At 72.6% G+C, this 20285-nt stretch carries 16 protein-coding genes; 11 read left to right on the forward strand and 5 right to left on the reverse strand.

From position 1 onward, the window contains the following. The first annotated feature begins 22 nt into the window (after positions 1-22). The 6 genes from uvrA to whiA all read left to right on the forward strand — a co-directional run bounded on the left by uvrA (position 23) and on the right by whiA (position 8483). Positions 23-3034 (forward strand): excinuclease ABC subunit UvrA, encoded by a 3012-nt coding sequence (gene uvrA / locus HOO61_RS15110; protein ID WP_172259757.1) that lies wholly within the window; start codon positions 23-25, stop codon positions 3032-3034. A 41-nt stretch (positions 3035-3075) separates the two neighbouring features. Next, positions 3076-3552, forward strand: coding sequence for a Rieske (2Fe-2S) protein (locus HOO61_RS15115; protein ID WP_172259759.1), 477 nt, complete (start codon positions 3076-3078; stop codon positions 3550-3552). A gap of 43 nt (positions 3553-3595) precedes the next feature. Next, positions 3596-5587 carry an excinuclease ABC subunit UvrC gene (gene uvrC / locus HOO61_RS15120; RefSeq protein WP_172259761.1) on the forward strand — a complete coding sequence of 664 codons (1992 nt, stop codon included), beginning with the start codon at positions 3596-3598 and terminating at the stop codon, positions 5585-5587. Positions 5588-5590: 3 nt separating this feature from the next. Beyond that, the gene (gene rapZ, locus HOO61_RS15125; RefSeq protein ID WP_172259763.1) at positions 5591-6457 is read left to right on the forward strand and encodes an RNase adapter RapZ; all 867 of its coding nucleotides are present in this window, start codon (positions 5591-5593) and stop codon (positions 6455-6457) included. Between the two features lies 1 nt (position 6458). After that, positions 6459-7427 carry a uridine diphosphate-N-acetylglucosamine-binding protein YvcK gene (yvcK, locus tag HOO61_RS15130; protein WP_172259765.1) on the forward strand — a complete coding sequence of 323 codons (969 nt, stop codon included), beginning with the start codon at positions 6459-6461 and terminating at the stop codon, positions 7425-7427. A 69-nt stretch (positions 7428-7496) separates the two neighbouring features. After that, the gene (gene whiA, locus HOO61_RS15135; protein WP_172259767.1) at positions 7497-8483 is read left to right on the forward strand and encodes a DNA-binding protein WhiA; all 987 of its coding nucleotides are present in this window, start codon (positions 7497-7499) and stop codon (positions 8481-8483) included. On the opposite strand, the gene HOO61_RS15140 is transcribed toward whiA, so the two are convergent. Genes HOO61_RS15140 through HOO61_RS15155 form a run of 4 tightly spaced genes read right to left on the reverse strand, consistent with a single transcriptional unit; the run spans position 8480 to position 15265 of the window. Then, complete coding sequence (locus tag HOO61_RS15140) at positions 8480-11521, reverse strand: FtsX-like permease family protein (RefSeq protein ID WP_172259769.1); 3042 nt, start codon at positions 11519-11521, stop codon at positions 8480-8482. The two genes, whiA and HOO61_RS15140, sit on opposite strands and share 4 nt — an antisense overlap. After that, entirely contained in the window at positions 11518-13743 is a 2226-nt protein-coding gene (locus HOO61_RS15145) for a hypothetical protein (RefSeq protein ID WP_172259771.1), read from the reverse strand. The genes HOO61_RS15140 and HOO61_RS15145 overlap by 4 nt, the downstream gene beginning before the upstream one ends. After that, positions 13740-14384, reverse strand: coding sequence for an ABC transporter ATP-binding protein (locus HOO61_RS15150; protein WP_172259773.1), 645 nt, complete (start codon positions 14382-14384; stop codon positions 13740-13742). The genes HOO61_RS15145 and HOO61_RS15150 overlap by 4 nt, the downstream gene beginning before the upstream one ends. Before the next feature lie 8 nt (positions 14385-14392). Then, the gene (locus tag HOO61_RS15155; protein ID WP_172259775.1) at positions 14393-15265 is read right to left on the reverse strand and encodes an ATP-binding cassette domain-containing protein; all 873 of its coding nucleotides are present in this window, start codon (positions 15263-15265) and stop codon (positions 14393-14395) included. A 244-nt stretch (positions 15266-15509) separates the two neighbouring features. On the opposite strand from HOO61_RS15155, the gene gap reads away from it, so the two are divergent. Genes gap through HOO61_RS15180 form a run of 5 tightly spaced genes read left to right on the forward strand, consistent with a single transcriptional unit; the run spans position 15510 to position 19203 of the window. Next, positions 15510-16505 (forward strand): type I glyceraldehyde-3-phosphate dehydrogenase, encoded by a 996-nt coding sequence (gene gap / locus HOO61_RS15160; RefSeq protein ID WP_172259777.1) that lies wholly within the window; start codon positions 15510-15512, stop codon positions 16503-16505. A 4-nt stretch (positions 16506-16509) separates the two neighbouring features. Continuing rightward, complete coding sequence (pgk, locus tag HOO61_RS15165; RefSeq protein ID WP_172259779.1) at positions 16510-17724, forward strand: phosphoglycerate kinase; 1215 nt, start codon at positions 16510-16512, stop codon at positions 17722-17724. Between the two features lie 32 nt (positions 17725-17756). Further along, positions 17757-18527 (forward strand): triose-phosphate isomerase, encoded by a 771-nt coding sequence (tpiA, locus tag HOO61_RS15170; protein ID WP_172260162.1) that lies wholly within the window; start codon positions 17757-17759, stop codon positions 18525-18527. 43 nt (positions 18528-18570) lie between these two features. After that, the gene (gene secG / locus HOO61_RS15175; protein ID WP_172259781.1) at positions 18571-18810 is read left to right on the forward strand and encodes a preprotein translocase subunit SecG; all 240 of its coding nucleotides are present in this window, start codon (positions 18571-18573) and stop codon (positions 18808-18810) included. Positions 18811-18843: 33 nt separating this feature from the next. Further along, positions 18844-19203, forward strand: coding sequence for an RNA polymerase-binding protein RbpA (locus HOO61_RS15180; protein WP_172259783.1), 360 nt, complete (start codon positions 18844-18846; stop codon positions 19201-19203). A gap of 63 nt (positions 19204-19266) precedes the next feature. On the opposite strand, the gene HOO61_RS15185 is transcribed toward HOO61_RS15180, so the two are convergent. Beyond that, positions 19267-20220, reverse strand: coding sequence for a hypothetical protein (locus HOO61_RS15185; RefSeq protein ID WP_172259785.1), 954 nt, complete (start codon positions 20218-20220; stop codon positions 19267-19269). Positions 20221-20285 lie beyond the last annotated feature (65 nt).

Raw genomic sequence — 20285 nt, forward strand, 5'->3', positions numbered from 1 at the left:
ACGAGGCAGAACGAGGACCACTGTGGCCGACCAGCTCATCATCCGGGGCGCCCGGGAGCACAACCTCAAGGACGTCTCCCTCGACCTCCCGCGTGACTCGCTCATCGTCTTCACGGGCCTGTCGGGCTCGGGCAAGTCGAGCCTCGCCTTCGACACGATCTTCGCCGAGGGCCAGCGTCGCTACGTCGAGTCCCTGTCGGCCTACGCCCGTCAGTTCCTCGGGCAGATGGACAAGCCCGACGTCGACTTCATCGAGGGCCTGAGCCCGGCGGTCAGCATCGACCAGAAGTCCACCTCTAAGAACCCGCGCTCCACCGTCGGCACGATCACCGAGGTCTACGACTACCTCCGCCTGCTCTACGCCCGCGCCGGGCGCGCCCACTGCCCGACCTGCGGTGCGCCCATCGAGCGCCAGACCCCGCAGCAGATCGTCGACCGCATCCTCGCGCTCGAGGAGGGCCGTCGCTTCCAGGTGCTCGCGCCGGTGATCCGCGGCCGCAAGGGCGAGTACGTCGAGCTGTTCCGGCAGCTGCAGCAGCAGGGCTTCAGCCGCGCCCGCGTCGACGGCCAGACCCACACCCTCGACGACCCGCCGACCCTCGACAAGAAGCTCAAGCACACCATCGAGGTCGTCGTCGACCGCCTCGCGGTCAAGGAGTCGTCCAAGCGTCGCCTCACCGACTCGGTCGAGACCGCGCTCGGCCTCGCCGGCGGCCTGGTCGTCTTCGACTTCGTCGACCTCGACGCCAAGGACCCCGGGCGCGAGATGAAGTTCTCGGAGAAGATGGCGTGCCCCAACGACCACACCATCGACACCGACGACCTCGAGCCCCGGTCGTTCTCCTTCAACTCGCCCTTCGGTGCGTGCGCCGTGTGCTCGGGTCTCGGCACCCGGATGGAGGTCGACCCCGAGCTGGTCGTCCCCGACCCCGGCGCCACCCTCGGCGAGGGCGCGATCGCCCCGTGGAGCGGGGCCCACGTCGCCGACTACTTCCTCCGCCTCGTCAACGCGCTCGGCGAGGAGCTCGGCTTCGACCTCAACACCCCGTGGGACCAGCTGACGCCCAAGGCGCGCACCTCGCTGCTCGAGGGCCACAAGACCAAGGTCCACGTCGTCACCAAGAACCGCTACGGCCGCCAGCGCGCCTACTACGCCGCGTTCGAGGGCGTTCGCCCCTACGTCGAGCGCCGCCACCGCGAGGCCGAGTCCGACACCAGCCGCGAGCGGTTCGAGGGCTTCATGCGCGAGGTGCCGTGCCCGGCCTGCCGCGGCACCCGCCTCAAGCCGGTCTCGGTGTCGGTCACGCTGGGCGCCCGCGACCAGGGCGGCAAGAACATCGCCGAGGTCTGTGCGCTGCCGATCAACGAGGCCGCCCACTACCTCCGCACCGTCGACCTCTCCGTGCGCGAGCGCCAGATCGGCGAGCGGGTGCTCAAGGAGATCCAGGAGCGCCTGCAGTTCCTGCTCGACGTCGGCCTCGACTACCTCTCCCTCGACCGGCCGAGCGGCTCGCTCTCCGGCGGTGAGGCCCAGCGCATCCGCCTCGCCACCCAGATCGGCGCCGGCCTGGTGGGGGTGCTCTACGTCCTCGACGAGCCCTCGATCGGTCTGCACCAGCGCGACAACAAGCGCCTCATCGAGACGCTGCTGCGGCTCAAGGAGCTCGGCAACACCCTGATCGTCGTCGAGCACGACGAGGACACCGTCCGGGTCGCCGACTGGGTGGTCGACATCGGTCCCGGCGCCGGCGAGCACGGCGGTCAGGTCGTGCACTCCGGCACCGTCGAGGACCTGCTCACCCACCCCGACTCGATGACCGGGCAATACCTCAGCGGTCGCCGCGAGATCCCTGTCCCGGCGGTGCGCCGTCCGCGCACCAAGGGCCGCGAGCTCACGGTCCACGGAGCCCGCGAGCACAACCTGCAGGACGTCGACGTCAGCTTCCCGCTCGGCGTCTTCACCGCCGTCACCGGCGTCTCGGGCTCCGGCAAGTCGACGCTAGTCAACGACATCCTCTACACCTCGCTGGCCAAGCAGATCTACAACGCCCGCACCGTTCCCGGCCGGCACACCAAGATCACCGGACTCGAGCACGTCGACAAGGTGATCCACGTCGACCAGTCGCCGATCGGTCGCACCCCGCGGTCCAACCCGGCGACCTACACCGGGGTCTTCGACCACGTGCGCCGGCTCTTCGCCTCCACCCCGGAGGCGAAGATGCGGGGCTACCTGCAGGGCCGCTTCTCCTTCAACGTCAAGGGCGGGCGCTGCGAGGCGTGCTCCGGCGACGGCACGATCAAGATCGAGATGAACTTCCTCCCGGACGTCTACGTCCCCTGCGAGGTGTGCCACGGCGCGCGCTACAACCGCGAGACGCTCGAGGTCCACTACAAGGGCAAGACCATCGCCGAGGTCCTCGACATGCCGATCGAGGAGGCTGCCGAGTTCTTCGCCGCGGTGCCCGCGATCGCCCGCCACATGAAGACGCTGGAGGAGGTCGGGCTCGGCTACGTGCGACTCGGCCAGCCGGCGACGACGCTCTCCGGCGGCGAGGCGCAGCGCGTCAAGCTCGCCAGCGAGCTGCAGAAGCGCTCCACCGGCCGCACGGTCTACGTCCTCGACGAGCCGACGACCGGCCTCCACTTCGAGGACATCCGCAAGCTGCTGGGCGTGCTGTCGAGCCTCGTCGACAAGGGAAACTCGGTCCTGGTGATCGAGCACAACCTCGACGTCATCAAGACCGCCGACTGGATCATCGACATGGGTCCCGAGGGCGGGTCGCGCGGCGGCACGGTCGTCGCCGAGGGCACGCCGGAGGAGGTGGCCGCGGTCGCGGAGAGCCACACCGGCTCGTTCCTCGCCCCGATCCTCGAGGGTCGGGGCGCCCAGCAGCCTGGTGCACCCCGGCGGCAGGCGGTGGTGGCCGCGAAGTCGACGCCGGCGAAGAAGACCGCGACCAAGCGGGCGCCGGCGAAGAAGACTGCTGCAAAGAAGGCACCGACACGGAAGTCCGCGGCGAAGAAGTCGTCCTGACGTATCAGGTTCCTCACAGGTCGGCTGGCTAGGGTCGGTCCATGACCGCCATCAACAGACGTCGCGCCCTCACCGGATCGGCGGCGATCGCCGTCGGTGTCCCCGTCCTCGCCGCCTGCGGGTCCGACGACGACTCGCCGGCCTCCGGGGCCACTGACTCGAGCTCCCCCTCGCCGAGCGACGAGTCGCCGTCCGAGCCCAGCGCCGACGGCACCGAGACCCCGAGCGGTGGCGCGGCGCTGGCGACCGCGTCGACCGTGCCGGTCGGCGGCTGCTTCGTCAACGCCGACGCCAAGGTCGTGGTGACGCAGCCGACCGAGGGCGACTTCAAGGCGTTCTCCGCCGTCTGCACCCACCAGGGCTGCCTCGTCGAGTCCAGCGGGGACGGCGAGATCCCGTGCCCGTGCCACGGCAGCCGCTTCTCCCTCGAGGACGGCTCGCCGGTCTCCGGGCCGGCGACGGCCGCCCTCGCGCCGGTCGAGATCACCGTGGACGGCGACTCGATCACCGAGGCCTGAGGTCTCCCGCACCGCTGTCGGGGGCCGCCCGTAGGGTTGCCGGGTGGCAAGCCCGAGCTCCTATCGACCTGCTCCGGGGTCGATCCCGACCAAGCCGGGGGTCTACCGCTTCCGCGACGCCAAGGGCCGCGTGATCTACGTCGGCAAGGCCAAGAGCCTGCGCCCCCGGCTGTCGTCGTACTTCCAGGACATCGGCAACCTCCACCCGCGCACCGCCACGATGGTCACCACCGGCGCCAGCGTCGAGTGGACGGTCGTCGACACCGAGGTCGAGGCGCTGCAGCTGGAGTACAGCTGGATCAAGGAGTTCGACCCGCGCTTCAACGTCAAGTACCGCGACGACAAGTCCTACCCGTGGCTGGCGGTCACGGTCGGCGACGAGTTCCCGCGGGTGATGGTCGGCCGAGGCGCCAAGCGGAAGGGCACCCGCTACTTCGGCCCCTACAGCCACGCCTGGGCGATCCGCGAGACGGTCGACCAGCTCCTGCGCGTGTTCCCGATGCGCTCGTGCAGCAACGGCGTCTTCAAGCGCTCGGCCCAGATCGGGCGCCCGTGCCTGCTGGGCTACATAGACAAGTGCGCGGCCCCGTGCGTCGGCAACGTCACGCCCGACGAGCACCGCGCGATCGTCGACGACTTCTGTGACTTCATGGCCGGCAACACGACCGCCTTCACCCGGCGCATCGAGCGGGAGATGTACGCCGCCTCCGAGGCGCTCGACTTCGAGAAGGCCGCCCGGCTGCGTGACGACCTCGGTGCGCTGACCAAGGCGCTGGAGAAGCAGGCCGTGGTGCTCGGCGACGGCACCGACGCCGACGTCATCGCCCTCGCCGAGGACCCCCTCGAGGTCGCCGTCCAGATCTTCTACGTCCGCGGCGGGCGCATCCGAGGCCAGCGGGGCTGGGTCGCCGACCGCTCGGACGACAGCGAGACCCCCGGGCTGGTCCAGGAGTTCCTGCTCCAGCTCTACGGTGGCGTCGGTGTCGATGAGGTGGGGGACTCGATCCCGCGCGAGGTGCTGGTCCCGGCCCTGCCGCCCGACCGGGAGGTGCTCGAGCAGCTGCTCACCGAGCGGCGCGGCAGCAAGGTCGCGATCCGGGTCCCGCAGCGCGGCGACAAGCGCGACCTGCAGCAGACCGTCGCCTCCAACGCCGCCCAGGCGCTGGCGCTCCACAAGACCAAGCGGGCCAGCGACCTCACCACCCGCAACCGCGCCCTGGAGGAGATCCAGAAGTCGCTCGGGCTCGACGAGGTGCCGCTGCGCATCGAGTGCTACGACGTGTCCAACCTGCAGGGCACCGAGGTCGTCGCCTCGATGGTGGTCTTCGAGGACGGCCTGGCCCGCAAGTCGGAGTACCGCCGCTTCGTGATCCGCGGCGTCGACGGCCAGAACGACGTCGCGTCGATGCACGAAGTCATCACCCGGCGGTTCAAGCGCCTGCTCGACGAGCAGGCCCGGAGCGAGACCGTCTCCACCGACTCCGGCCCCATGCTCGTCGATCCCGAGACGGGCAGGCCCCGGAAGTTCGCCTACGCCCCGTCGCTGGTCGTCGTCGACGGCGGCCCGCCCCAGGTGGCGGCCGCCCAGCAGGCGCTCGCCGAGCTCGGCATCGACGACGTACCCGTGTGCGGGCTGGCCAAGCGGCTCGAGGAGGTGTGGCTGCCGGGGGAGGAGGACCCGGTGATCATGGCCCGCACCAGCGAGGGTCTCTACCTGCTGCAGCGCATCCGCGACGAGGCGCACCGCTTCGCCATCACCCACCACCGAGGCCGGCGGTCCAAGTCGATGGTCGAGAGCGCTCTGGACGACGTGCCGGGCCTCGGCGAGGTGCGCCGCAAGACGCTGCTCAAGCACTTCGGGTCGCTCAAGAAGCTGCGTGAGGCCGACGTCGACCAGATCGCGCTGGTCCCCGGCATCGGGCCGCGCACCGCGTCGGCGATCAAGGACGCCGTCGCGCACGCCGACGCGACCCGCAAGACTGCTCCCAAGGAGCCGACGATCAACACCGCCACCGGCGAGATCCTGGAGGACTGACACGTGGAGCCCACTCCCGGGGAGCTCGTCATCGTCACCGGCATGACCGGTGCCGGCCGCAGCACCGCGGCCAAGGAGCTGGAGGACCTCGGCTACTTCGTCGTCGACAACCTGCCGCCGACGCTGGTGCGCGACGTCGTGCGGCTCGTCGACGACAGCCGCGGCATCCACCAGCCGATCGCCGTCGTGGTCGACGTGCGGTCGGGCTCGTTCTTCGACTCCCTGCAGGCCAACCGGCACCAGCCGGTGACCGGCCGTCCGACGACGCTGCTGTTCCTCGAGGCCACCGACGACGTGCTGGTGCGTCGCCAGGAGGCCGCGCGTCGGCCGCACCCGCTGCAGGGCGGCGGCCGGCTCCTCCACGGCCTGCAGCGCGAGCGCGGCGTGATGGCCGACATCCGTGGCGACGCCGACGTGCTGCTCGACACCTCCAACTTCAACGTCCACGAGCTCAAGGACCGCATCGCCGAGCTGTTCGGCACGGCCGCCTCGACACGGCTCAAGGTCACCGTCATCAGCTTCGGCTTCAAGTACGGCATCCCGGTCGACGCCGACTGGGTCGCCGACATGCGGTTCCTGCCCAACCCGCACTGGGTCCCCGAGCTGCGCCCGCAGAACGGCCGCGACCCCGACGTGTCGGCGTACGTCCTCTCCCAGCCCGGTGCCGGCCGCTTCCTCGAGCAGTACCTCCCCGTCCTGCGGACGGTCGCCGAGGGCTACCTCACCGAGGGCAAGCGGTTCATGCAGGTCGCCGTCGGCTGCACCGGCGGCAAGCACCGCAGCGTCGCCATGACCGAGGCGATCGCGGGGCTGCTCCGCGAGTCCGGCTACGACGTCAGCACCGCCCACCGCGACCTCGGCAGGGAGTGACGTGGCCCGCGACACCGCACAGGCTGCGGTGGCCCTCGGCGGCGGTCACGGCCTGTTCGCGACCCTGTCGGCGCTGCGCCGGCTGCACGACGACCTCACCATCGACGACCTCACCGCCGTCGTGACCGTCGCCGACAACGGCGGCTCGTCGGGGCGCCTGCGCGGCGAGTTCGGCGTCCTGCCTCCCGGCGACCTGCGGATGGCGCTCGCCGCCCTGTGCGGTGACGACGAGTGGGGCCGCACCTGGGCCGACGTCCTGCAGCACCGGTTCGCCGGCCGCGGCGAGATGAACGGCCACGTCGTCGGCAACCTGCTGATCGTCGGGCTCTGGGAGCTCATGGGGGAGCCGGTGCGGGCGCTCGACTGGGTCGGGCGGCTGCTGGGTGCCCACGGGCGCGTGCTGCCGATGGCGACCACTCCGATGGACATCACGGCGCGGGTGCGCGGCGCCGAGGAGGCCGAGCCGGAGGCTGTCACCGTCGTACGCGGCCAGGTCGAGGTGGCCACGACCGCAGGACGCATCGAGTCCGTCGCCCTCGTGCCGGAGGACCCGCAGGCCTGCGCCGAGGCGGTCGACGCCATCCTCGCCGCGGAATGGGTCGTGCTGGGACCGGGGTCGTGGTTCAGCTCGGTGATCCCGCACCTCATGGTGCCCGGTCTGCGCCGCGCGCTGGCCGACACCGCCGGCCGGCTCGTCGTGGTCCTCAACCTGGAGGCGCAGGCGGGGGAGACGACCGGCTTCGGTCCCGCCGACCACCTCGCCGCACTGTTCGAGCACGCACCCGACCTCACCGTCCACGCCGTGCTGGTCGACAGCTCGGCGCTGGCCGACGACCACGAGCGGCTGGAGAAGGACGTGGCCGGTCGAGGTGCCCGTCTGGTGGTCGCCGACATCGCCGTCCCGGGGGAGCCGCGCCACGACCCCGACCGGCTGGCCGAGGCGTTCCGGCGGATCGTGGACGAGGCCTGAGTCACGCCCACGCCCGAGCCTCACCCGTTCGCGCCGAGGGTCGTTGACCCACGTGGCAGGATGCGCCCCATGGCTATGACGGCACAGGTGAAGGCAGAGCTCGCCTCCACCCAGATCACCAAGACCTGCTGCCGCAAGGCCGAGGTGGCCTCGATGCTCCGCTTCGCCGGCGGCCTGCACATCGTCAGCGGCCGCATCGTCGTCGAGGCCGAGCTCGACACGGGCGCGGCCGCACGTCGCCTCCGCAAGGACATCTCCGAGGTCTACGGGCACCCGTCCGACGTGGTGATGGTCCAGGGCAACGGCATCCGCAAGGGCAGCCGCTACATCGTGCGCGTCACCAAGGACGGCGAGGCCCTCGCCCGCCAGACCGGCCTGCTCGACCAGCGCGGTCGCCCGGTGCGCGGCCTGCCGCCCGCAGTCGTCAGCGGCGGCGGCTGCGACGCCGTGGCGGCGTGGCGCGGCGCCTTCCTCGCCCACGGCTCGCTCACCGAGCCCGGCCGCTCGTCCTCCCTCGAGATCACCTGCCCCGGCCCCGAGGCCGCGCTGGCCATCGTCGGCGTCGCCCGCCGCCTCGGCATCTCCGCCAAGGCGCGCGAGGTGCGCGGCGTCGACCGCGTCGTGATCCGTGACGGCGACGCCATCGGCGCCCTCCTCACCCGGCTCGGTGCCCACGAGTCGCTCATGGCCTGGGAGGAGCGCCGGATGCGTCGCGAGGTGCGCGCCACCGCCAACCGCCTCGCCAACTTCGACGACGCCAACCTCCGCCGCTCGGCCCGCGCGGCCGTGGCCGCCGGAGCGCGCGTGGAGCGCGCCCTCGAGATCCTCGGCGAGGAGATCCCCGACCACCTCCGTCAGGCCGGTCACCTGCGCCTCGAGCACAAGCAGGCCTCGCTCGAGGAGCTCGGCCAGCTGCACGAGCCGGTCCTCACCAAGGACGCGATCGCCGGCCGCATCCGCCGCCTGCTGGCGATGGCCGACAAGCGCGCCGAGGAGCTCGGCATCCCCGACACGGAGTCGTCCCTGACCCCGGAGATGCTGGCCGAGGAGGCCTAGCGGGCCTTCTCCCGCAGCGACGCCCCGCGGGCACGTCGTACGGTCGCCCAGGCGCTCAGCAGGGCGACCGTGCCGAGCAGCACGCCCACGACCAGCGCGGTCACGCTCAGCAGCGCGGGATCGACCCGGGCGACGACCCGCGGCCACGACGCCTCCTCGACCTGGCCCAGCGTGATCCGACCCAGGACGATGAGCTGGGCGGCCGCGCCCGCGAGCAGGCCCGCGACGGCGGCGGCGCCCAGCACCACGACCTGCTCGACGCCCACCGCCAACAGCACGGAGCGGCGTCGTACGCCCACGACGCTCAACGCGGCTGCGTCCATCCGGCGGCCCGGCAGCTGGATCGCCGTGGTGACCACGAGTCCGGCCACCGCCATCAGCAGCACGAGCACCGCGGCGACGAGGTAGAGGCGCAGGGCGAGGGCGTACGCCGTCTCGTCGAGGCGGTCGCGTTCCTGGGCGTGCAACCGCTCGACCGTCAGCCCCTGCCGCGCGAGCGCCGTCGAGACCCGCTCGGGGGTGTCTGCCGCGGCCAGCACCCGCACCTCGAACTCCTCCTCGTAGACCGTGCGGTTGGTCGTCAGGACGGCATAGTCGATCAGCACGCCCTCGGGACCGAGGAAGGGGACGCTCTCGGCGACCAGCACGGCCTCGGACGGCGGCGGGCCGCCGACCGTGGAGGTGGCCGCGCCGGCGGCGACCCGGCCCAGCCGGTCGACGGCCTCGCGCCCGGCGACCACGGGACGCAGACCCCCGGCTCCGGAGGTGAGGCCGGCCTTGCCGGTCCCGGAGGCGGTGACCACGAGGCCCGCGCCCGTGACCCGTACGTCCTGGGCGGCCTGGGTGATGCCCTCGCCGACGAGGTGCCAGTCGCCGTCGGTGAGCACGTCGGAGGCGTCACGTCCGTCGACCTCGACCGGGCCGACGGCGTAGTCGCCGAAGAGGTCGGTCGGCAGGCCGGCGGGCCCGGCGAGGGCGAGGCCCTCGATCGTGCAGCCCTTCTCGCACGGGACGCGTTCGGTGGCGGCGGTCTCGCCGGGCGGGAACGGGCCGACGTAGGCGTTGAACGTGTCGCCGTCGGCGGTGCGCAGCCGCATCTCGACGGTGACCTCCTCCGAGGCCCGGGGCACGACCAGGCCCAACCGGAGGCGGGTGCCCGTCAGCGCCGGCGGGGACGGGCGCGTGATGAGGCCGACCACGTCCTCGACACCGTGGCCGGGGGTCCACGACGGGTCCCACAGCGACGCGGTGGGCAGCCGCGGCGCGTCGGCGACGACGTACACGCCGTCCTGGGCGTTCCAGGTGCCGGTGGCCATGAGCCACCGGCCGTCGGGGTCGAGGCGGCGGGTGAGCGCCACGGCCTCGCGCATCGGCAGCTCGCTGGCCCAGACGGTGCTGGCGGGTGCCTGGGTGGCGGCCACACTGGCCCGCCACGCGCCCGCCGCGTCGAAGGTGCCGGCACCGAAGGTGACGACGGCGATCGCGATCGTCAGCGGCAGCACGACGAGGGTGCCGACGGCGCGCCGCGCCACGGCCCGCACCGCCAGGAAGCCCGCGACGCCGCGGGCCGGCCGCCGCGCGAGCGCCCCTGCCGCGGCGCGAGCCCCACCGGCGGCGCCGAGTCCCAGCACGGCCGCGATGAGGAGCGGCAGCGCGAGGTCCGCCGCGTCGGTGGCGTCGCCGGCGGGACGGGTGAGGGCGGCGCCGACGAGGACGACGGTGAGCGCCACCAGCGCCAGCGCACCCAGCACGGCGAGCCGACCCGCCGGGCGGGGTCGGGCCTGTCCGCCCAGCTGGTCGGCGAGGCTGCGGGCCAGGACGGCCCGCGTGGACACGACGCAGACCGCGACCGCGCAGGCGACGACCGCGACGCACGCCAGCACGACGTACGCCGGCAGCGGGACGGGCACGCCCGCCGGCAGCCAGGCGCGCACCAGCGCCCAGGTGAGCGCGACACCACCCGCGACGCCGAAGGGCACGGACGCGACGACGAGGAGCAACGGTTCGCTCAGCGCGAGCACCCACGTCCGGCGTCGGTCGGCGCCACGCAGCGAGGCCAGGGCCAGGTCGGGGACCCGCAGCTCGCCGGCCGCCGAGGTGAGGCGGCTGAGCAGGGCGAGCGCGACCAGGACGAGCGAGACCACGGCCGGGGCCACGGCGAGCAGGGCCGCACGCCGTTCCCGGTCGACGTCGGCGACGATGCCGTCGAGGTCGTTGTTCGAGATCTCCGCGGCGGTGCCGACCTCGAGCTGCTGGGGGGCCGGGTCCGCGGCGGCGCGCTCGGCCAGTGCTGGCAGGTCGGCGGCATCGAGGTCGGCAGGCACGTCGATGCGGCTGTCGACCCGGACGAGGAGCAGGCTCGGAGCGAGACCCGCGAGCTGGTCGGGTGCGACGAGGTAGGGCGCCGGCTGGCGGGGGATCTCGGTGCCGGTGGCCACGGTGGCCGGCACCGACGCGAGCCGGGTGGGTTCGAACCAGAAGTCCTCCAGCGCCTCGCGCCGCTCGGCCGGGACGGTCGGGCCCGACGGGTAGGCATAGGTGCCGACGAGGGTGAGCGTGCCGAACGGCTCGCCCAGGTCGATGCGGTCGCCGAGCTCGTGCCCGTCCTCCTCGGCGTCACCGGCCAGCACCGCCACCTCGCCCGGGGCGGACGGGCAGCGACCGTCGAGGTCGAGGTGCGTGCACGCGTCCGGCTTCGCCATCAGCATCACCTCGCCGAGGGCCCCGGGGGCGAGCACCCGCGCGGTCTCCAGCTGGGCCGTCGGGGCGTGCTGGTCGTCCGGCAGGACGAGCTGGTCGAGGGCGTCGTCGAGCAGGGCCGACGGGTCGTCCGTCGAGGCGCTCGGACGGACCTCCCACGTCCGCCCCGTCAGCACGTTGCGCTCCTCGGAGAGTCGGGTGACGGCGTACGCGTTGCCGACGGCGGCGGCGAAGGACGGGCCCAGGACGGCAGAGCCCAGCGCCACCACCAGCAGGAGCAAAGTGCCGACCGAGAGCAGGGCACGTGACCTCAGGCCGTCGAGCGCCACGCGGATCACGGCGTGACCTCCTCGCGCAACCGGGCGGGGAGGCTCGCCCGGTCGGGGATGCTGTCGGTCCACCAGGTGGTGACTGCGGCCAGCACCGTCGCGACGGCGCCCGCGAGGAGGATCGCGAGCAGACGCGGACCCGTGTCGAGGGGGAGCTGTCCGGGACCGGTCTCCAGCACGGGGAGGGCGTCGGAGAGGGCGCCGACGACCAGGAGCGTCGCGGCGACGGTCGCCAGCCCGGCGCTGAGGGAGACGATCCCGACGCCCAGGCGGCCGGCGGTGCGCTGGTCGGAGCGTCGGACGCCGACGAGCCGGAGGACCGCGCGCTCGTGGGTGCGCTCGCGGCGCAGCCGGGCGGCCGGCAGCGCGACGGCCAGGAACCCCAGCAGCGCGCCACCGGCCGCCAGCAGGGCGAACCGGGCGGCCACGCCCTCGTCGGCGTCCTCGATGACCTGCGGGGAGAGCTCGGAGCCCTGCCGCGGCGTGCCGACCCGGGCGAGCACGTCCTCCGGGGTGTCGCCGCGCGCCAGGACCAGCGGCTCGGCCCGGGCCACGGCGCCGGTGCCGGCGACGGAGGAGGTGGTGAGGTCGAGGACGGTGCCGGCTGCGCCCACCAGGGGCAGCGCGTCCGCCGTCCCCAGGACGCGCGCGGGTCGGGCCATGCCGCCGGTGGTGGGGGCCTCGGGTCCGTCGGGCCACACGACGGTGTCGGTCGCGAGGACGGGTGCCGCCCAGGGGGAGCGGTCGGTGGCCAGGTAGCTGGTGCCGGCGCTGCTCGGACGGACGCGGAGGCGACCCGGCGTGGCGGCGACCTCCCCGGGAGGCCGGTCGTCGGGCTCGGCCAGCGTCCACGGGCGGGCGAGCAGGTCGAGCCCGCCGACGTCGAGGGTGGTGAGGTCCAGGGAGGGGCGCTGGCACCGGGGCTGGGCCCAGCGGTCGTCGTTGCACGGGAAGCCGATGGCGACCTCGAGACCGGTCACCCGGCAGCCGGTCTCGCAGCGGACCAGCTCGGCCGACACCGTCGTCGGCACGCCCGGCGCCGGGCGCTCGAACACGGTCTGCCGACCCACCCCCGTCGGGCTCACCGTCAGGACGTCGAGGCGCAGGGGTCGGGGGCGGGGGCCGTCGAGCTCGAGGCGGACGGTCAGGCGACGTCCGGTGGTGACGGGCTCCGGGTCGGTCTCCGCAGCCGCGGCGCGGAGGTCGGTCACCAGCGCGGAGCCGCGGGTCGCGACGGTCCCCTCGAGCCCGTCGCCGACCACGCGCTCGTAGCGCGAGGTGTCGAGGTAGACCCGGCGCGAGATCGGCCGCTCGTCCTCGAAGACGCGGATCGCCGCCATCAGCCACCGGCCCTCCGGATCCGCGTCGCGGGTCGCCGTGACCAGCTCCTCGGCCGATCCGTCGTACGGCACCACGAGCGGCGTCGGGGCCGTGACGAGGGTGGTGTCGTCCGCCCAGCCCTCGACCGCCAGCGCCGTGTTGGCGGCGCACCCGAGGAGCACGGCCGACCCGACCAGGACCGGCAGACCGGTCGAGGCACGTGGCAGCGCGAGGCGGTGGCCGGCGAGCGAGGGCCCCAGGCCGGGACGTGTCGCGAGCCGCCGCGCGACCAACCGCACGACCGCGGTCGCCAGCAGTCCGGCGGCGAGCCCGACGACCGCAGGGGCGGTGAAGGCCCACACGTCCGGGACGGACGAGGACCGGCGCAGGATCACGACGACCGCTGCGACCGCGACGACCACGGGCACGAGCGCCGACACGGTGCCGGCACGGCGCGCCCGCTCCCCAGCGGCCGGACGGAGCAGGTCGGTCAAGGGACCGCGCACCGCGACGACCATGGCCGTGACCACCGTGGCGGTGGCGACGAGCCACACCCCGGCCGTCAGTCCCGCGGACGCGGCCTCGGCGCCGAGGGCCAGCGGCACGGCCACGCCCGCCACGCCGCCGAGGAGCGCCGTCAGCAGCGGCTCGGCGACGAGCGCGGACACCCAGCCGACCCCTCGGCGGCCGTGCAGCCGAAGCAGGGCCGCCTCCTGCCTCCGGGCGGCGCCGAGGGCCAGGCCCGCTCCGGGGAGCACCCCGGCGGCGAGCAGCACCAGCGGGGCCAGGAGGGCGGGCCGCCCGCTCCCGTCGGCGAGCACGGTCGCGGCGGTGACCACGGCGATGGCAGCGGCGACGGGCAGGTGGGTGCCCCGCCGGGCCCACCACCCGGCAACCAGCCGCAACGTCATACGAGTCGGCCCTCGTCGATCGCCACGTGGTGGTCGGCCAGGTCGACGATGGAGGGGTCGTGCGTGGCGATCACGACCACGCATCCGCGCTCGGCCTCGGCGCGGAGCGCGTCGAGGACGATTGAGACGTTGCCCTGGTCGAGCTCGCTGGTCGGCTCGTCGGCGAGCAGCACCGGGGCGCCGACGACCAGGCCGCGGGCGCAGGCCACACGCTGGAGCTGTCCGCCGGACAGCTCCTCCACCTGGCGGTCGCCGAGGTCGGCGATGTCGAAGCGGGCCAGCGCAGCCTCGGCACGGTCGGACGCGTCGGTCCACGACGTCCCGCGGGCGCGGAGCGCGATCGCGACGTTCTCGCGCGCGGAGAGGATGGGGACCAGGCCGTAGACCTGGAGCACGAAGGCGATCTCGGGCGGCGGGTCGCCATCGCCCTGCCACGTCGGGCTGCCGTCGTACGTCGCCGAGCCGGTGGTGGGGGCGACCAGGCCGCCGGCGATCGAGAGCAGCGTCGTCTTGCCCGACCCGCTCGGCCCGGAGACGGCCGTGACGCGGCCGGCGGCGAACGTCACCGACACGTCGTCGAGCAGTAGGGGCCCGGGCTGGTAGCTGACCCGGTCGACGACCAGGTCGCCGGTGGTGCTCATCGGGCCGCTCATCGGAGGCCGTCCCGCGGGATGCCGGTCTCGTCGGCCGGGTGGGTGATGACGATCCGTCGCGGCTCGGCGTCGACCCGGACCAGGGTGCCGGCCGGCCACTGCGTGGTGACGTGGGAGGGCAGGTGGAGCACGCCCTCGCTGCCGATGACAGCGTACTCGGCGCCGTGGTGGCCCTCGGACCCCACCCGGCCGCCCTTCATCGTCACGGTGCGGGGGAACGTCGCCGCGACCTCCGGCTGGTGGGTGACGACGACGACGGTGGTGCCGAAGTCGCGGTTGAGGTCGTGGAGCAGGCCGACGACGGCGTCGCGGTCGACGTGGGAGAGCTGGCTGGTGGGCTCGTCGGCGAGCAGCAGGCCCGGTGTGGTCGCGACGGCGCACGCGAGGGCCAGGCGCTGCCGCTGGCCGCCCGACATCGTGCTCACCACCTGGTCGGCCTGGTCGGTCAGCCCCATCCGGTCGAGCAGGTCGGCCACGCTCGGTGCGCGGTCGGCCTCCTCGGCGGTCATGCCTACGCGGGCGAACTCGATGTTGCGTCGCGCCGTCGTGTAGGGGAGGAGGTTGCGGGTGGCTCCCTGCAGCATCGTCGACACCCGGCGGGCCCGGAGCCGCGCGAGGTGCCGCTCGCCCATCCGGGAGATGTCGTCCTCGCCGAGGAGGATTCGCCCGGCGCTGGGTCGCTGGATGCCCCCGAGGAGTGCGAGGAGGGTGGACTTGCCCGACCCGCTCGGGCCGAGGAACGCGACGCGCTCGCCCGGGGCGATCTCGAGGTCGACGCCCTGCAGCGCGACCACGTCGTGGCCCTCGAAGGTGCGGTAGAGGTGCACCACGCCCGAGCACCGGACGCCGATGCCGCCCCCGTCCTGCACCTGAAGCCCCCTGAAGCCGCGTGGTCGATCGTCACCCGGTCCGTCCGGAGTGCTGGGACATCATGCACCTGGGGTGCCGGATCCGAGCGCGACGACGCCCTTGGATCGATCCAAAGTTACTGGTCCGTACCGCGGGAGGCCTGCGGTGGCGCCCTGCCCGGCACCCGCTAGGGTCGGTTGTGGTCACCAAAGGCCACAGCTGTCGACGGGGTCACCGAAGGCCCCCACCAAGGAGGCATGGATCATGACTGTCCGCGTAGGTATCAACGGCTTCGGCCGCATCGGCCGCAACTTCTTCCGCGCCGTGCGCGCCTCGGGCGCCGACATCGAGATCGTCGGCGTCAACGACCTCACCGACAACGCCTCGCTGGCGAACCTGCTCAAGTTCGACTCGATCCTAGGCCGGCTCGACGCCGACGTCTCCAGCGACGACACGTCCATCAAGGTGGGCGACCAGACCATCGCGGCCTTCGCCGAGCGCGACCCGGCCGCCCTCAAGTGGGGCGAGCTCGGCGTCGACGTGGTCGTCGAGTCGACCGGCTTCTTCACCGACGCGACCAAGGCCAAGGCCCACGTCGACGCTGGCGCCAAGAAGGTCATCATCTCCGCGCCCGCGTCCAACGAGGACATCACCATCGTGATGGGCGTCAACCACGAGCTCTACGACCCCTCGGCCCACACCGTCATCTCCAATGCCTCGTGCACGACCAACTGCCTCGCGCCGATGGCGAAGGCGCTCCACGACGGCCTCGGCATCAACAAGGGCCTGATGACGACCATCCACGCCTACACCGCCGACCAGAACCTCCAGGACAACATCCACAAGGACCCGCGTCGCGCCCGCGCCGCCGCGCTCAACATGGTGCCGACCTCGACCGGTGCCGCGAAGGCGATCGGCCTGGTCCTGCCCGAGCTCAAGGGCAAGCTCGACGGCTACGCGATGCGCGTCCCGGTCCCGACCGGCTCCGCCACCGACCTCACCTTCGAGGCCAGCCGCGAGACGTCCGTCGACGAGGTCAACGAGATCGTCAAGGCCGCGGCCGACGGGCGCTTCCTGAAGTACTCCACCGACCCGCTCGTCTCCACCGACATCGTCACCGACCCGGCGTCGTGCATCTTCGACGCGCCGCTCACCAAGGTCCTGGGCAACCAGGTGAAGGTGCTCGGCTGGTACGACAACGAGTGGGGCTACTCCAACCGCCTCGCGGACCTGATCACCCACGTCGGCACGTCGCTCTGACCCGATGGCCGAGTCCACCGCTGGCATCGAGTCCCTCGGTGACCTGAAGGGCAAGCGCGTCCTGGTCCGCTCGGACCTCAACGTGCCCCTCGACGGCACCACCATCACCGACGACGGCCGGATCCGCGCGAGCGTGCCGACCATCCGGCAGCTCTCCGAGGCCGGAGCCCGGGTGGTCGTCACCGCCCACCTGGGCCGGCCGAAGGGCGAGCCCGACCCGCAGTACTCTCTCGAGCCGGTCTCCGCCCGGCTGTCCGAGCTGCTCGGACGGCCCGTCGCCTTCGCGACCGACACCGTCGGTGCGAGCGCGTCGGAGACGGTCGCGGGGCTGCAGGACGGCGATGTCGCCCTGCTCGAGAACGTCCGCTTCAACGACGGCGAGACCAGCAAGGACGACGAGGTCCGCGGAGCGTTCGCCGACCAGCTCGCCCAGCTGGCCGACGCCTTCGTCTCCGACGGCTTCGGGGTCGTGCACCGCAAGCAGGCCAGCGTGTACGACGTCGCGCTGCGGCTGCCGTCCGCGATGGGCGGCCTGGTCGCGGCCGAGGTCGACGTGCTGCGCCGGCTGACCGAGGAGCCCGAGCGGCCCTACGTCGTCGTGCTCGGCGGGTCGAAGGTCTCCGACAAGCTCGGGGTCATCGACAACCTCATCGACAAGGCCGACAAGCTGCTCATCGGTGGCGGCATGGTCTTCACCTTCCTCAAGGCCCAGGGCCACGAGGTCGGCAAGAGCCTGCTCGAGGCCGACCAGCTCGACACCTGCACCCGCTACCTCCGCGAGGCCGCGGACCGCGGTGTCGAGATCGTGCTGCCGACCGACGTCGTGGTCGACACGGCGTTCCCGTCGGACGACCGCGAGCCCCAGCCGTCCGTCGTACCCGCCTCGGAGATCCCGGCCGACGCCCTCGGCCTCGACATCGGGCCCGAGTCGGCGGCCGCGTTCGCCGCGGCGCTCGCGGACGCGAGGACGGTGTTCTGGAACGGCCCGATGGGCGTGTTCGAGACCGACGCCTTCGCCGGCGGCACCCGTGCCGTCGCCGAGGCCCTGACGAAGGTCGACGGGCTGTCGGTCGTCGGCGGCGGCGACTCCGCCGCTGCCGTGCGCCAGCTCGGCTTCGACGAGGCCGCGTTCGGCCACATCTCCACCGGCGGTGGCGCGTCGCTGGAGTTCCTGGAGGGCAAGGAGCTCCCGGGCATCGCCGTACTCGAGAGGGGCTGACCGTGGCCAGCAAGTCCACCCGCACGCCGCTGATGGCGGGCAACTGGAAGATGAACCTCAACCACCAGGAAGCGGTGGTGCTGGTCCAGAAGCTCGCCTGGACGCTGTCGGACAAGCGCCACGACTTCGGCAAGGTCGAGGTCGTCGTCGTGCCGCCGTTCACCGACCTGCGGTCGGTGCAGACGCTGGTCGACGGCGACCGCCTGTCGATCCGCTACGGCGCGCAGGACGTCTCCGTCCACGACAACGGCGCCTACACCGGAGAGATCTCCGCAGCGATGCTGTCCAAGCTGGGCTGCTCCTACGTCGTGGTCGGGCACAGCGAGCGCCGGATGTACCACAACGAGTCCGACGAGCTCGTCAACGGCAAGGCCCACAAGGCGTTCCACGCCGGGATGACGCCCATCGTGTGCGTCGGCGAGGGCCTCGACGTCCGCCAGGCCGGCGAGCACGTGCCCTTCACGCTCACCCAGCTCGACGGCTCGCTCGACGGGTTCACCGCCGAGCAGGTCGCCGGCCTCGTGGTGGCCTACGAGCCCGTCTGGGCCATCGGGACGGGTGAGGTGGCGACCCCCGACGACGCGCAGGAGGTCTGCGCGGCGATCCGTGGGCGGGTCCGCGAGGTGCACGGCGACGGCGCCGCCGACGGCGTCCGGGTGCTCTACGGAGGGTCGGTGAAGGCGGCCAACGTCGGCGGGATCATGGAGAAGGCCGACGTCGACGGGTGCCTCGTCGGCGGTGCCAGCCTGCAGGTCGACGAGTTCGGTGGCATCTGCCGCTTCTACGACATGCCGGTGCTGTGAGGCGCTCTGCGCTTCCCGGCAGTCGTGACGTAGGCTTCCGCTCGTGATTCCTGCTTTCACCGTCCTGCTCATGATTACGAGCGCGATCATGATTCTGCTCGTCCTGCTCCACAAGGGCCGCGGCGGCGGCCTCTCCGACATGTTCGGTGGCGGCGTCAGCAGCAGTCTGGGGGGATCGTCGGTGGCTGAGCGCAACCTCGACCGGTTCACGATCGGGGTCGGCGTCATCTGGTTTGCGTGTGTCATCGCCCTGGGCCTGCTCATGGCCTACTCGGGCAACTGAAGTCCCCCCGAGCGTTTCTGAGAAGGAGTCGTCATGGCTGGTGCTGGGAACGCGATCCGCGGTAGTCGAGTCGGTGCCGGCCCGATGGGCGAGGCCGAGCGCGGCGAGGCCGCGCCCCGGCAGGCGGTCACCTACTTCTGCAGCCACGACCACCGGTCGGTGGTGACCTTCGCGATCGAGGCCGCCGTGCCCGAGTCGTGGGACTGCCCCAAGTGCGGACTGCCGGCGAGCCTCGACTCCGAGAACCCGCCCCCGGCACCCAAGATCGAGCCCTACAAGACGCACCTCGCCTACGTGAAGGAGCGTCGCAGCGAGACCGAGGCGGCCGACATCCTCGACGAGGCCGTCGCCCTCCTCCGCAGCCGCCGCAAGGCCGGCGAGATCATCTTCTGACCCCACCCTGTCGAGTCGGCTCATCCTGAGCTCTGCAAAGGGTCGAGTCGGCGCGTCCTGGGCTCACGAGGCGAGCCGCGCGCGCCCACGGCGTACGCCGTCGATGATGATCTCCTCGATGCGGGCCTGCGGTCCGTAGACGTCGGAGGACCACACGGGCTCCATGATCCATCCCGCGTCGTCGCCCAACCATCCGAAGCGTTCGTCGTCCTCGGCCTCGTGCTCGCCGGTGTGCCACTCGAGTCCCTGGAACTCCACACCGAAGCGTAGATCCTGGTTGCCGACGTCGATGTACGCCAACCTTCCCCGCGAACGCACCTCTATCTGCGGCTCAGGCGGCGGCACCGGGAGGTTGAGCCAGCGCCACCGGACCACCGTCTCGCCGCCGGACTGCGACCGGCCATCGGTGTGGGGAGCAACCATCCTCAGGGTCCTCACCCAGCGCATCCCCTTGAACCGGTCGATCTCGGCCAGCAGCTCGGGGACGCTGAACCCGCGGAGTCTGTGCAGGGCGTCGAGCGCGGTCAGCGCCGGCTCCGGCCACCGCTGCCGACCCAGGTCGAGGGCGGTCCGCAGGGGCGTGGTCATTCGAACGCCGTCGACCACGGTCAGGTCTCGCTCGAGAAAGGTGCGCTCGCCGCTGTCCGCGAGCTTGTTGCGGAGCCGACCGCGCCCACCGGGCAGGAACATGGCGATCGGCATCGCGTGCAGGTGCTCGTTCGGGTGGAGGAGCATGTCGGCTCCCTGCGCCCAGCCGGCGTGCCGATCGACCACGATGGCGTCGGGCGGTGTCACGAGCCTGAGGCACGCGAGCCGGTGTGCCGTGTCGTCAGGCTCCTGCGCGGCAACATGGACGCCCTTGATGGGCGACCGGAGCAGCCCCTCGCGCCTGAGGAGCGTCAGGTCGTGTGGAGCGATCCCAGCGTCGTACGCGTGCCGTGTGGTGAAGGGAGCGTCAAGCGGCAGAGGGAAGGTGTCGTCGAGGTAGGGCATGTGCAGCCACTGGTTCGGGTTCATGACCACGCTGATGCCCGCGGGCCGCGGCCTTGACTCCGCTGTGTCGCGGCCTGTGGACAAGGGCC

The organism is Nocardioides sp. zg-1230 (assembly GCF_013155335.1).
In the GTDB taxonomy this organism is placed as follows: Bacteria; Actinomycetota; Actinomycetes; order Propionibacteriales; family Nocardioidaceae; genus Nocardioides.